Source organism: Cyclobacterium sediminis (assembly GCF_054781075.1).
The window spans coordinates 268,762-280,967 of record NZ_BAAGVC010000011.1 but is presented as its reverse complement, the minus strand read 5'-3'; the positions used below and the strand labels follow the sequence as shown (position 1 = coordinate 280,967).

At 39.4% G+C, this 12,206-nt stretch carries 10 protein-coding genes; 5 read left to right on the top strand and 5 right to left on the bottom strand.

Going from position 1 to position 12,206, the window contains the following annotated elements:
* Positions 1-153 precede the first annotated feature (153 nt).
* Positions 154-915 (bottom strand): triose-phosphate isomerase family protein, encoded by a 762-nt coding sequence (gene tpiA, locus ACYVHJ_RS14175; protein ID WP_460515809.1) that lies wholly within the window; start codon positions 913-915, stop codon positions 154-156.
* 73 nt (positions 916-988) lie between these two features.
* Here tpiA and ACYVHJ_RS14170 point away from each other — a divergent pair, with 73 nt between their 5' ends.
* Positions 989-1,504 (top strand): regulatory protein RecX, encoded by a 516-nt coding sequence (locus tag ACYVHJ_RS14170; RefSeq protein ID WP_460515807.1) that lies wholly within the window; start codon positions 989-991, stop codon positions 1,502-1,504.
* Here the strand turns inward: ACYVHJ_RS14170 and ACYVHJ_RS14165 are convergent.
* Genes ACYVHJ_RS14165 through ACYVHJ_RS14150 form a run of 4 tightly spaced genes read right to left on the bottom strand, consistent with a single transcriptional unit; the run spans position 1,488 to position 5,895 of the window.
* A complete protein-coding gene (locus tag ACYVHJ_RS14165) occupies positions 1,488-2,132 on the bottom strand; it encodes an AlbA family DNA-binding domain-containing protein (protein WP_339900976.1) in 645 nt (214 codons plus the stop codon). The genes ACYVHJ_RS14170 and ACYVHJ_RS14165 overlap by 17 nt on opposite strands.
* A 7-nt stretch (positions 2,133-2,139) precedes the next feature.
* Positions 2,140-2,580 carry a hypothetical protein gene (locus ACYVHJ_RS14160; RefSeq protein ID WP_339900977.1) on the bottom strand — a complete coding sequence of 147 codons (441 nt, stop codon included), beginning with the start codon at positions 2,578-2,580 and terminating at the stop codon, positions 2,140-2,142.
* Positions 2,581-4,617, bottom strand: a complete 2,037-nt coding sequence (uvrB, locus tag ACYVHJ_RS14155) for an excinuclease ABC subunit UvrB (RefSeq protein WP_460515804.1) — start codon at positions 4,615-4,617, stop codon at positions 2,581-2,583.
* Positions 4,618-4,674: 57 nt separating this feature from the next.
* Positions 4,675-5,895, bottom strand: coding sequence for an Lnb N-terminal periplasmic domain-containing protein (locus ACYVHJ_RS14150; protein ID WP_460515802.1), 1,221 nt, complete (start codon positions 5,893-5,895; stop codon positions 4,675-4,677).
* Positions 5,896-6,114: 219 nt separating this feature from the next.
* Here ACYVHJ_RS14150 and ACYVHJ_RS14145 point away from each other — a divergent pair, with 219 nt between their 5' ends.
* The 4 genes from ACYVHJ_RS14145 to ACYVHJ_RS14130 all read left to right on the top strand — a co-directional run bounded on the left by ACYVHJ_RS14145 (position 6,115) and on the right by ACYVHJ_RS14130 (position 12,205).
* Positions 6,115-8,469 carry a hypothetical protein gene (locus ACYVHJ_RS14145; RefSeq protein ID WP_460515800.1) on the top strand — a complete coding sequence of 785 codons (2,355 nt, stop codon included), beginning with the start codon at positions 6,115-6,117 and terminating at the stop codon, positions 8,467-8,469.
* Positions 8,470-8,751: 282 nt separating this feature from the next.
* The gene (locus ACYVHJ_RS14140) at positions 8,752-9,324 is read left to right on the top strand and encodes a DUF6515 family protein (RefSeq protein ID WP_460515798.1); all 573 of its coding nucleotides are present in this window, start codon (positions 8,752-8,754) and stop codon (positions 9,322-9,324) included.
* Between the two features lie 311 nt (positions 9,325-9,635).
* Positions 9,636-10,973, top strand: a complete 1,338-nt coding sequence (locus tag ACYVHJ_RS14135) for a sulfatase family protein (protein ID WP_460515796.1) — start codon at positions 9,636-9,638, stop codon at positions 10,971-10,973.
* Between the two features lie 44 nt (positions 10,974-11,017).
* On the top strand, positions 11,018-12,205 hold the full coding sequence (locus tag ACYVHJ_RS14130; protein WP_460515794.1) for an MFS transporter: 1,188 nt from the start codon (positions 11,018-11,020) through the stop codon (positions 12,203-12,205).
* The last annotated feature ends 1 nt before the right edge of the window (position 12,206 follow it).

Sequence of the window (12,206 nt, the reverse complement as noted above, 5' to 3'; positions counted from 1 at the left end):
TTAATAGGTACTGTTTGGGGGTTTCACCATAGCAATGCTATGCTAAAATCTCCAAACAGTCTGATTTTTTACGATTGTAAACCTACCTGAGAAAACTCAGTATAGGCATCATCAACCCTATTGCATAATCGGAGTTTGAATAAAGATTGGTACTTAGAAGGATTTTGCTATGTCAACAAAATCTCGGGATTTTAATGAAGCACCGCCTATTAATCCTCCATCCACATCTGCTTTAGAAAAAATTTCTTTTGCATTGCTGGGTTTACAGCTTCCACCATATAAAATAGAAATTTCTTCAGCCACAGCTTCTCCATATTTGGAAGAAAGATGCTTGCGGATAGCAGCATGCATGTCTTGCGCCTGCTCAGATGAAGCGGTTTTACCTGTTCCAATTGCCCAAATTGGTTCGTAGGCAATGACTAATTTTTTTATTTCATCTTCACTAAACCCAAATAAACTTTCGGTAAGCTGTGCTTTTACATAGTCTTCATGTGTACCTGCTTCTCTGATTTCCAAAGGCTCTCCACAGCAGAAAATTGGTGTTAAGTTATTTGAAAGTGCTTGCTTTGTTTTTTCTGTCAACAATTCATTGCTTTCGTTAAACATTGATCTTCTTTCGCTGTGGCCAATGATAACATATTCAGCACCAAATGAACCCAACATGGCTGCGGATGTTTCTCCAGTATAGGCACCGGCCTCTTTGTCTGAGCAATTTTGAGCACCAAGAGCAATGCTGTCCACTCCTGCGATAAGTTTTTTAACGCCATATAAATGTACAAATGGAGGGTTCAATATTACTTTGACGTCCTTAATTGGCTCATCTTTTATCATGTTTACTATTTCAGAAGTAAGTTTTTGGCCTTCTTCAAGTAAGCAGTTCATTTTCCAGTTTCCTGCAACAATTTTTTTTCGCATGATATTTCTATTTAGATTTATATATTTGGTCAGGATTATCCCGTTAATATACCAAAAGCTAAAATTACGTAAAATGTCAGTTCCAGAAAAAGGAAATTCGGTTTCAGGTTCAAAAAAGAACAATAGCTATTCAAAAGCTTTAAAAAAAATAGCTGCTTATTGCGCCTACCAGGAGCGAGCTATTTCTGAAGTTGTGACCAAACTGGATGAAATCGATTTAGAGGAAGATGAAAAAGAAAAAATTCTACAAAATTTGATCGAGCAGGATTTCATCAATGAGCAGCGCTTTGTGAGAAGTTTCGTTAAAGGGAGGTTTAATTTGAAACGTTGGGGAAGGGTGAGGATTCGACAAGAACTCAAAATGAGAGGGATCTCGGACCAATTGGTTCAGCAAGGACTTGAATTATTGCAGCCTGAAGAATACCATGATACCTTGCTTCACCTAGCAGAAAGGAAGTGGAAGCTCACCCATGAGAGCGATTTGTATAAAAAGAAATCTAAAGTTGGACGATTTTTGATATTTAGAGGCTTTGAATCGGATCTTGTATGGGAAATATTGGAACAGTTTAAAACTAAAGATGAGCTTTAGTTTTAAACCTGTCCCCTGATTCTTGTGGCATTACCTCCAAAACATTGGCTACAACTAATTTTACTAGTGTTTTAGAGGCAATATAAACAGGAATCCTAGCCATGTTCATAAATTCTTTTAAGGTGATGTAGGGTTGATTGGCCAAGGCCTTCATCAAAAGCTCTTCTTTTTTTCCATACTTGAAAATAACATTGTTCGAATTGTTTTTCCTTTTCATAATTTCCCACATTTCCCTGCTGGCTTGAATGCTTCTGTCAGCTACTCTGACATAGGCTTTTTTCTTTTTTCCTTCGCGCAAATAATGGGGGGCTGAAGCACTTTTTTCTATTTTGTAAATAGCTACACCTTTTTTTTGGTTGAGCGCCTTCACGGTGCAGGTAAGCTGTATAGGAGGATGAATCAATTCTTTGATGGCCTTGTCCATTGCATATACTTCTTCCTCAATGTGCCGTTGACCACTTACGGTTCCATCATCGTCAACACCAAGCAATAGATGACCTCCGTCCGTATTCGCCATCGCTATGATTTCTTTAACGATCTTTTCCGGATGAGCTGCTTTCTTTTTGAATTCTACATGCAGGCCTTCTCCTTTTTGAGCTAGTTTTGTGATGTCCTGTATGGTGGTCATTTTTTGTTTATTTGATTAATACTGCAAGTCCAACCCTAATGCCAATTGCTTTTCGTTGAACATAATAATCTGTCATTCCTTCCAGTCGCATCCTATAGCTTAAATTATAGGTATACCCCGCTCCAAGGCCAAAATCTGCTCCATTTCCTAGCAGTGCTCGAGCACGGAGAAATACAGGCTCTAAAGGGTAATACCTTAAGCCGGCAGTTACCTGATTGGGATGGTTGATATTGTATTCATAACCTCCGGAAAAAGACAATTGGTGCAAGTAGAAATAATTGACCTCAGCACCAAACTGTGCCCTTTCTAATACCTTATTCAAATCAGTCCTTATTAAATCAACTCCCATGCTAACCAAAAAACTACCACCTGCTTGCTGCGCTTTTAGTCCCCCAGTATTGATTACTAACACTCCTGCAATTAGGACAATGCATTTAATTATTTTCATTTATTTACCAAGGTTAATAGTTTCCAGTCTTTTCTTCAGTCCCATCCATTCATCCCGTAACCTGGCAGCTTCCATAAAGTTCAATTCCTTTGCAGCAGCTTCCATTCTTTTTTGAGTTTGGGTGATTAGTTTTTCGAGCTTTTCCCTACTCAAATATTGAATCACCGGATCTGCGGCGACATCCATCTCTTCCGGATTATTTTCCACATATACTTTGGCGTTTCGCTTACTGTCAGCAACTTTGGTTTGTCCCATAATCCTGTCATGTGACTTAATGACGGTTTTTGGAGTAATGCCATTGGCTTCATTATAAGCATGTTGCTTTGCTCTCCTTCTGTTGGTTTCATCAATGGATAATCGCATGCTTTCCGTGGTTTTATCCGCGTACATGATAACTTTCCCGTCGGCATTCCTTGCCGCTCGGCCAATGGTTTGAACCAGACTCCTTTCATTTCTTAAAAAGCCTTCTTTGTCAGCATCTAAAATGGCGACCAAGGCCACTTCAGGTAAATCTAAGCCTTCCCTCAATAAATTTACACCCACCAATACATCGAAAACGCCCAGCCTAAGCTCCCTTAGTATTTCTACCCTATCCAAAGGTTTTACCTCAGAGTGGATATAGCGGGATTTTACACCCACCTTGGCCAAATACTTGTCCAACTCCTCGGCCATCCTCTTGGTAAGGGTGGTCACCAATACCCTGAAACCATTTTTTATCGTTTGGTCGATTTCATCCAACAAGTCATCGATCTGGTCAGCACTAGGTCTAACTTCAATAATGGGGTCAAGAAGGCCCGTTGGACGAATAATTTGCTCTATCACCACTCCCTCAGACTTGTTGAGCTCATAATCCCCCGGGGTAGCACTCACATAAATGACTTGATTGGTAAGGGATTCAAATTCATCAAATTTTAAAGGCCGGTTGTCTAAAGCTGATGGAAGTCGGAAACCATAATCTACCAGGTTGGTCTTACGTGATCGGTCCCCACCCCACATGGCCCTTACTTGAGGTAAGGTGACATGGCTCTCATCAATTACCATCAAGAAATCATCAGGAAAATAATCTAGCAGGCAGAAAGGACGAGTTCCTGGCAGTCTCCTATCAAAATATCTAGAATAATTCTCCACGCCAGAACAATAACCCAACTCCCGAATCATCTCCAAGTCAAATTCTGTTCTTTCTTTAAGCCTTTTGGCTTCCATCAGTTTCATGTCCCGTTCAAAGGCCGCCACTTGAGCAACCAAATCATCTTGAATTTCATGAATAGCGGTGTCTATCACATCCCTTCCGGTGACAAACAAATTAGCCGGGAAAATGCTAATGATTTTTTCGTCAGATAGTTTTTTCCCAGTTACAGGATCTACTCGCTGAATGGCTTCTATTTCATCTCCCCAGAAAAAGATCCGATAGGCAAAATCTCCGTAGGCCACAAAAATATCTACCGTATCCCCTTTAACTCTAAAAGTCCCTCTGGTAAACTCACCTGAGGTCCTGCTGTAAAGAACTTCCACCAATTTGAACAGGAATTGGTTTCTGGGAATTCTGTCCCCTTCTTGAACTCTTATGACATTTTTACCAAATTCATCAGGGTTTCCTATACCGTAAATACAGGAAACTGAAGCTACAACGATCACATCTCGTCTACCCGATAGAAGGGCAGAAGTTGCTGAAAGCCTTAGCTTTTCAATTTCTTCATTTATCGAAAGGTCTTTTTCTATATAGGTACTACTGGTGGGGATAAATGCCTCCGGCTGGTAGTAGTCATAATAACTGATAAAATACTCTACTGAATTGTTGGGGAAAAACTGTTTAAATTCTCCATACAATTGTGCGGCTAATGTCTTGTTATGACTCAGTACCAATGTGGGTTTTTGTACCTCCTGCACCACATTGGCTACGGTAAAGGTCTTTCCTGAGCCGGTTACTCCCAACAGCACTTGAGAGGGTTCGGCAGAATTGATGCCTTCTACTAGGCTTTTGATGGCTTTAGGCTGGTCACCCGTTGGGACATAATCTGAAATAATATTGAAGCTCATCTGTTTTTATTAATTATATACCTACAACGCTTGATTGGTATTGAATAGTTTGATGATTTAGTTTCTTTTCCTAAAATAGCTGAACCGGTCAATGTTATAATATAAGAAATTTGTCCTAAGAATAACGATCAACAATAATGGTAGAATGCTGGGATGGAATGATTGAAAGCCTAATAACCAAATCACCAAAGCCAAATCGGCTAAAATCATTGCGGCTAACAGTAGTTTTTTCAAAATCGCTTTATTGGGTTTTTTGATCAATAAATAGCTGATATACAAATGACCCGGAAACGCCCAAAAGAGGTTCCAATTGTTTTTGGTTTGAGAATGCGCAGTGAAAAACCAGAGAAATACAAGTAATACTCCCAACAATCCCAAAATGGTGAAGAGGCTGATGTCAAAACCTTTGAACAAACGTTTTTTCTTAAAACCAATAAAGGTTAAAATACCAACAAGGATCGCAAATACCCAAAAAACCACATAAGGATTAAATAAATTAACCTGATTATCTGCTGTTTTTGGGAAGTCATAAATGGTGTTGGTCCGGCTCACCAATGGCCTTTCCGGTCCATCTCCTATGATTGTAGCCCTTCCGAATGATGCTTCCAAATAATCCGGAAGAAAGGCTTTTTCAGCCTCAGTAGCTTCCCTGTCAATCACTGCACCCAGAGCAAGATCTATGCCTAAATCGGACCATGGAAGCGGGTAAACATACTCATCAATTAAATTCCTAAAAGTCTTTTCATCCGATTCAGCAGGGTAATTCCATTTTAATGATTGGCCCAAAACACTTTCTATCATGTCGGTAATTCTGGTCGCACAATTGTCAAAGAAGAAATCATACCTGTATTTCCTGTTTTCAGGCTGGTAGTTGTTTTGCAGAAAAGCCACAATTGCCTGGCTTTGCTCAGGGGAGAGGTTCAATTCCTGCTCCCTGACATTTCGTTTGAAATAATTGTATTCCCTCAAAAAATTGGCTGTGGTAGTCAAAGACAATTGGTAATCTAAGGTGCGACGAATAAACTTAATATAGAAAAATGGCGTGTTAAAATCGAAGGTTCCATAATTGAAAACCAGATCCTGTCCACTTTCTAATTCTACAATCCGAATGGCACTGTGGCCAAATGTGGAGTACAACTCATCTCCGGGGTCACAGGTAAGCAGGCTAATTTTGTACGTCGCAGCAGATGCCGGCACTGTGGTAAAAAAAGCTAGAAATAAAAAGATACCCAAATAGAGTGTTTTGCGGAAGTTGTGCTTGAGAATTTCTAATGGCATAATATTAAATGCAGTATGAGGGAAATGTCAGATTACCTCACAAATTTAAAGTAATATTTGAGTTATCCTGATATCCGTTTTCTTTAAATAAAAGGATTACTGATTCGTTTGTTTTTACGGTTCAAGGCGATATAAAAGAAGTTTATATAAGTTTATTTGAATTATATATTTTGAATAATTATATAAATTCACTATTTTAATTAATTATTCATTTTTGTTATGGATATTTTTTATAAAATAGCGATTTCTAATTATCCTAAACGGTTTGTAACAACCATTATCCTTGCTACGCTATTTTCATTCTTAAGTTTTCCTTCCTTAGCTGCCATCCCCCTTGATAGCAACTGTTTTAGAAGCAATTTATCTGAAGATGGGGTGGGAGATTGGGACGATCCCAATACTTGGGAACAATACAATGGAACAGAGTGGATACCGGCGACAAATTATCCGGACCGGCTCAGCAGGGTGTTTATTGGGCAGAGACAAGAAGTGAGATTAACCCAATCAGAAGAGGTAGGTAGTTTATATCTTTTTGCTGAATCTATTGAACCTAGTAACCCCGGTAAAAAGCTTAATTTACAAACCTACGAATTATGGATTTATGGGCAGTTGCATAGCATAACAGAGGAAGCCGGCATTTTTGAGTATTATAATGCTACATCAGGAATTACAGATTGGATTTATCCGGAAACAGGAACCCTCGTTTTTAAAGGCAATAGCCGAACCATTGTTGATCGGAATTCATGGAGTGCCAGCAATTTAAACAGTCGGTTTGGCGTAGTATTTGCCCCTGATGCGGAAGATACCCTGCTAGTTAATGCGGCTTTTAAAGCGAATAGCTTTGTGGTAGAAAGTGGTACCGTAAGGCAAACCCTCAACGAGGAACAGACTCCATTCTATACTTCAACTTTTTCATTCAATACCCAAGAGGGGTTTGGAGCTGAAGATTATGGGGATTTTAGGATATTGTCAGGAGCCACATTAATTTCTGAGGGGACCAAGGCCTTCAATCAAATTATACGCAGGTCCGAAAGCAGGCCTGCGAGTTCTTTTGTACTTGAGGAAGGCGGGAATCTGGTGCTTTCGGGAGAGCAACCCATAATTGATGCGGTAAGCGTGCAATTGGATGGTAATATAATCTATAATGGAGAAGGGAGTTCCCAAGGCTTTATAGAAAGTAGCATGACAGCATCTGAGCATGACTTTGTTTACAAGCATTTGTATTTTTCAGGTAATGCCGAGAAGGTATTGCCACCACTATTAAAGGTAATAGGAGACATAGTGTATTTGGACGGAGGAATGGTCAACGGCACCTCAACCCGCCTGATTGTTGAGGGAATTACTGACCAGCAGCTATCCATTCCATCTTTTGAACTGGCTGAACTGGATGTGAATAAAGGTTCCGGGATGCTAATTATTGAATATGATCTAAGTATTCTTCAAAACTTTGAGCAACTCGCCGGAGATATAAATTTTTTAAACAATTCGCTTTTATTGGATTTTGGGACCTCAGGAAGCTACAATTACAGTAGCGGGAATTGGCATAATTTGGCGGAAATAATTTATCACAATCTTCCCGAATCTCCGGATCAAGAAAATGCCTTATTTCCATTTTTTGACAATGAACTAGGGTTTCCGCGACATTTATTATTGGACGGAAACCTTCCCGAACAGGGGAATGGTATTAGTATTCGTTATTTTAATAATCCCGGCGTTACCTATGACCCCGGCTTTAGTGATGTAGATGGGACAAGAATTGTTTACGAGTTAGACAGTTATTTTGAAATAACAGCTGTGGCCGGACCTTCTTCAACGATCAACCTCTGGGTTTTGTCAGATGATCTGGGTATTCAAGATGTTGATCATTTGAGGTTGACAGGGAATGGAGCGGCAGCAGCAGGCTTGCATTTACCTGCGAGTGAACGCTCCGGTAAATTATGGGCAGGAAGGACGGTGGCTTTGGAGGAAATGTCGAACAATGCCTTTGCTATTGCAAGTATCAATGAATTAAGTGTATTGCCTTTGGAATGGTTGGAATTTGAAGCCATGCTTAAAGGGAGTGGGGTAGAAATAGCTTGGCTGAATGACACCAAATTGCCTGCAGTCTATACTGTTTTAAGAGCTGATGGTCAAAGCATGGAGTTTTTTCCAATAGAAGTAATATCGAGTCAGGATTATGGAGAAAAAGTGAGGTTTAAAGATGGTTTTCTAACTTTTGATCAACCCTATTGGTATTATCAGGTCAAAGCAGAAGATGAAGAAGGAGAGTTAAGCTTCAGTCCGGTTGTGAGAGTAGATAATCCCAGATTCCTCTACCAAGAGCCACGGATTTATCCCATGCCATACACAGGTGGTGAAGTTCATTTGGAGTTATTCGACTTACAGGATCATCGGGATTTCACTTATAGGGTGTGGAATTCAGGAGGTTTGTTGTTTTTAGAAGGAAATATCTTAGATTCGTTTGGGAAGATTAAGTTAGAGGAGGAATTGAAAGGCCTTCCTCCCGGGAGTTATTTCATTCAGTTTATCACTCGCAACAAATGGTATAAATTAAGGTGGATAAAAGTTAATTGATTTTAATTGTCTTTTATTTACAAATGACAGCCTTGGAATGCTTCCATTGTTGGTTAGTTTTTTCATATACCGCACCTATTTTACTTTCTTTTCTTGATAAGACAGTTAGGTTTTTTTTATTCCCATTAAACCATCCCCTCTAATAGCTGTCAAAAGGATATGTTTAACACCGAGAAAAGCAATGGTTTTTTTATTGCCTTTTGGAATTGCTGCCTTTGAGAATACGCTAGGCTGATTACCAAAAAAAAACGATTGCATATACGGGGTCAAAATTTTAAGATTATGAAAAATATAATTAAAATTTCCAGCCTTTTAATATTTCTTCTTTCTGTCTCCATTCCCGAAATGGCCACAGCTCAAAAATCTAGAGAATCAAAAAAAGTTGTTGTCATAAATAAAGAAAATAGAAGGGCTCCAAGCAAAAAAGTGGTATACAAAAAACCCAATAAAAAGGTAATTACCGTTAGAACTTTGCCCGATAGAACTGTTATTAAGCACAAAGGTATTCATTACTATTATGCCAATAATAAATTCTATACTTATTCAGGGGGGAGGTATATAGCTATTGCTCCTAAAAAATGGTTTCGTATAAAAACCCTGCCGATAGGTTATATTAGGGTTAAACACCCGCAAAGAAATTATTTTTGGTTCAATGGGATCTTTTACATTCAGATAGACAATGCCTATGAAGTTGTAGCGCCTGAAGTTGGAACAATAATTTATGAATTACCCAAAGACCATGAAAAGGTCACCATAGATGGTTATACCTACTATGAATTTTCCAATGTGCTTTATGAAAAAATTCAAATTGATGGGACCAGGGCCTATGAGGTGGTAGGCTTTATTGATCAGTAGATGCTTTTTACTTTCGGAAATGCTCAGCCCCTATAATCGCTAGTATTAGCAGTTTAGGGGCTGAGCAGCGTTATAATCTTAGTAAAACTGCGAAGGCAAGTTATATATAGGGAATTCTATTACTGAATATTTTCAAAAAGGAGGAAATGTTTTTTCTATTCATAACTTAGCTAGGGTATTGAAGATTGGTCCATTGGTCGGTGTTCCGGTTAGCGTTGGATTTTTATTCAAGGACAATTCTTTTGGGGTCCGATCATATATCCCCTTTTTCGGCAAACCTTAATTGCTCAAATTTAACATACCTTTATAAGATGAAAAATAACCTATTCCTTTTGTTGGTAAGTGCTTGGATGGTATCATGTAGTGGTGATAAAGAGAATTTGCCAATGCAGCCAAATATCCTGTTAATAATGGCCGATGATTTAGGTTATGGAGACATCTCCTGTTATGGGAATGAGTTCATTCATACGCCAAATTTCGATTTGTTGGCCTCCAATGGGATTTTGTTTACGGATTATCATTCCAATGGCTCGGTTTGTAGTCCCACTCGAGCAGCCTTAATGACTGGGAAGTACCAGCAGCGGACGGGAGTGGAAGGGGTGGTAACGGCCAAAAGTCATAGGGAGGTAGGACTTTCTTTAAATGAAGTTACTTTGGCAGAGGAGTTGAAACAGCATGGTTACAATACAGGCATGTTTGGTAAATGGCACTTAGGGTATGACAAAGCTTTCAACCCTACACTTCAAGGATTTGATGAATTTGTCGGGTTTGTTAGTGGAAATGTTGATTATCATGGGCACATTGACCAGGAAGGGTATCTTGACTGGTGGGAAGGTGCTGAAATTGAAAATGAAGAAGGCTATACCACGGATCTAATTTCTGAATATGCGGTAAAGTATATCCAAGATAACAATCCGGACGAGGGAGGAAGCCCTTTTTTTCTTTACCTGCCACATGAAGCACCCCACTCCCCTTACCAAAGGCGTATTGATAAAGTTTTGAGAGAGGTTGGAACAGCAGGTACCCAAGAGGTAATTCAAGACAGTATAGCGTCTATTTATAAAGAAATGGTGGAGGTGATGGATGAAGGTGTTGGGAAAATAATTCAATCCCTAAAAGAAACCGGACAGTATGAAAACACCATTATCGTATTTATTTCTGACAATGGGGCCAATCATTATGGAAACAATGGAGGGTTGAGGGGGTTTAAGGGCGGTGCTTATGATGGTGGAAGTAGGGTTCCTGCGATCTTCAGTTTCCCTAAAGAGATTGAAGGAGGTGGAGTCAATGATCAAACGATCCTTTCCATGGATCTGCTACCTACTTTGTTGGATTTTATAGGAAAAGAACCCAGTTCATCCATAGATGGGATTAGTATTAAGGAGAACCTACTGGAACAGAAAAAACTACCCGAAAGAGATGTTTTCTTTGCTTATGGCAATAAAAGTTTTATTAGAAGTGGAGATTGGAAGTTGGTGGTAATTGAAGATAAAACAGGTGAGAAAATTGAACTTTTTAACTTGTCTGAGGATTTACAAGAGCGGAATGACTTGCATTCCAAAGAGCCGGACTTAAGTAATCGGCTTTTGAAGAAACTTGAAACCTGGGCTGTAGAAGTTAGAGAAGGAGTGGATTTGGTGTCAAGGTAAAATGTTTCCATAAAGCCATCCAAGGATCCATTGATAAACAGCATTTGAAACACGCTAAATTAATCCTTCCAGTAATCGTATTTTCTCAGTTTTGCTGTACCTCACTTTGGTTTGCAGGAAATGGTGTGATCAATGATCTTGTCTCCAATTTTGACTTGAAACCAAGTGCTTTAGGGCATTTGACTTCAGCCGTACAGTTTGGTTTCATTATAGGTACCTTGGTTTTTGCACTCTTAACGATTTCGGATAGATTTTCTCCTTCGAAAGTGTTTTTTTTCAGTGCCTTGATAGGAGCTTTGTTCAACTTAGGCGTGACTTGGGATGGCAATGAATTGCTGAGTTTGATTTTTTTGCGATTTTTCACGGGCTTTTTTCTTGCAGGAATTTATCCCGTAGGGATGAAAATAGCGGCTGATTACTATGAAAAAGGATTGGGAAAGTCGCTTGGGTTTTTGGTAGGAGCACTGGTAATGGGAACGGCTTTTCCGCATTTGTTAAAAGAAATGAATGGCGCCTACCCATGGAAAGCTGTATTGGTGGCCACTTCCGGGTTGAGCCTTTTGGGTGGCTTATTGATGTTGGTTTTGGTGCCGAATGGCCCTTTTCGCAAAGCCGGTCAACCTGCGAAAATCACTGCTTTTATAAAAATTTTTGAAAACAGAAAGTTTCGCTCCGTAGCCTTTGGGTATTTCGGTCATATGTGGGAACTCTATACCTTTTGGGCTTTTGTGCCTGTGATTTTATTGAAATTTAATGCGGAACATCTGGGTTCGACTTATAATGTGCCGATGCTTTCCTTTCTGATCATTGGTGTAGGAGGTTTGGCCTGTGTATTTAGTGGTTTTCTTGCTTCGAGTATTGGAGTTAAAAATTTAGCTTTTTTCTTTTTGCTATTATCAGGCCTTTGTTGTCTTTTTTCTCCCGTATTCCTTTCCAGCAATAATGAATTACTGTTTGTTGGTTTTCTTTTTTTCTGGGGAATAGTGGTCATAGCAGATTCTCCATTACTGTCTACCTTAGTGGCACAGCATGCGCCGGCGGATATCAAAGGTACGGCGCTTACATTAGTGAATAGTATAGGATATACCATATCTATCATTAGCATACAATTGGTCACTGGAATGATGGCGTTTACTGACTCCAATGCGATATTTCTAGTTTTGGCCATTGGTCCCTGCCTAGGTTTCATAGGTTTGCTCAAAAGCAAAAAACAGTTACTTCATCCATTCTAGC

What these genes read in the sequence shown, in the direction of transcription:
- tpiA (WP_460515809.1), bottom strand. Translation starts at nt 915, where the DNA reads ATGCGAAAAAAAATTGTTGCAGGAAACTGGAAAATGAACTGCTTACTT.
- ACYVHJ_RS14170 (WP_460515807.1), top strand. Translation starts at nt 989, where the DNA reads ATGTCAGTTCCAGAAAAAGGAAATTCGGTTTCAGGTTCAAAAAAGAAC.
- ACYVHJ_RS14165 (WP_339900976.1), bottom strand. Translation starts at nt 2,132, where the DNA reads ATGACCACCATACAGGACATCACAAAACTAGCTCAAAAAGGAGAAGGC.
- ACYVHJ_RS14160 (WP_339900977.1), bottom strand. Translation starts at nt 2,580, where the DNA reads ATGAAAATAATTAAATGCATTGTCCTAATTGCAGGAGTGTTAGTAATC.
- uvrB (WP_460515804.1), bottom strand. Translation starts at nt 4,617, where the DNA reads ATGAGCTTCAATATTATTTCAGATTATGTCCCAACGGGTGACCAGCCT.
- ACYVHJ_RS14150 (WP_460515802.1), bottom strand. Translation starts at nt 5,895, where the DNA reads ATGCCATTAGAAATTCTCAAGCACAACTTCCGCAAAACACTCTATTTG.
- ACYVHJ_RS14145 (WP_460515800.1), top strand. Translation starts at nt 6,115, where the DNA reads ATGGATATTTTTTATAAAATAGCGATTTCTAATTATCCTAAACGGTTT.
- ACYVHJ_RS14140 (WP_460515798.1), top strand. Translation starts at nt 8,752, where the DNA reads ATGAAAAATATAATTAAAATTTCCAGCCTTTTAATATTTCTTCTTTCT.
- ACYVHJ_RS14135 (WP_460515796.1), top strand. Translation starts at nt 9,636, where the DNA reads ATGAAAAATAACCTATTCCTTTTGTTGGTAAGTGCTTGGATGGTATCA.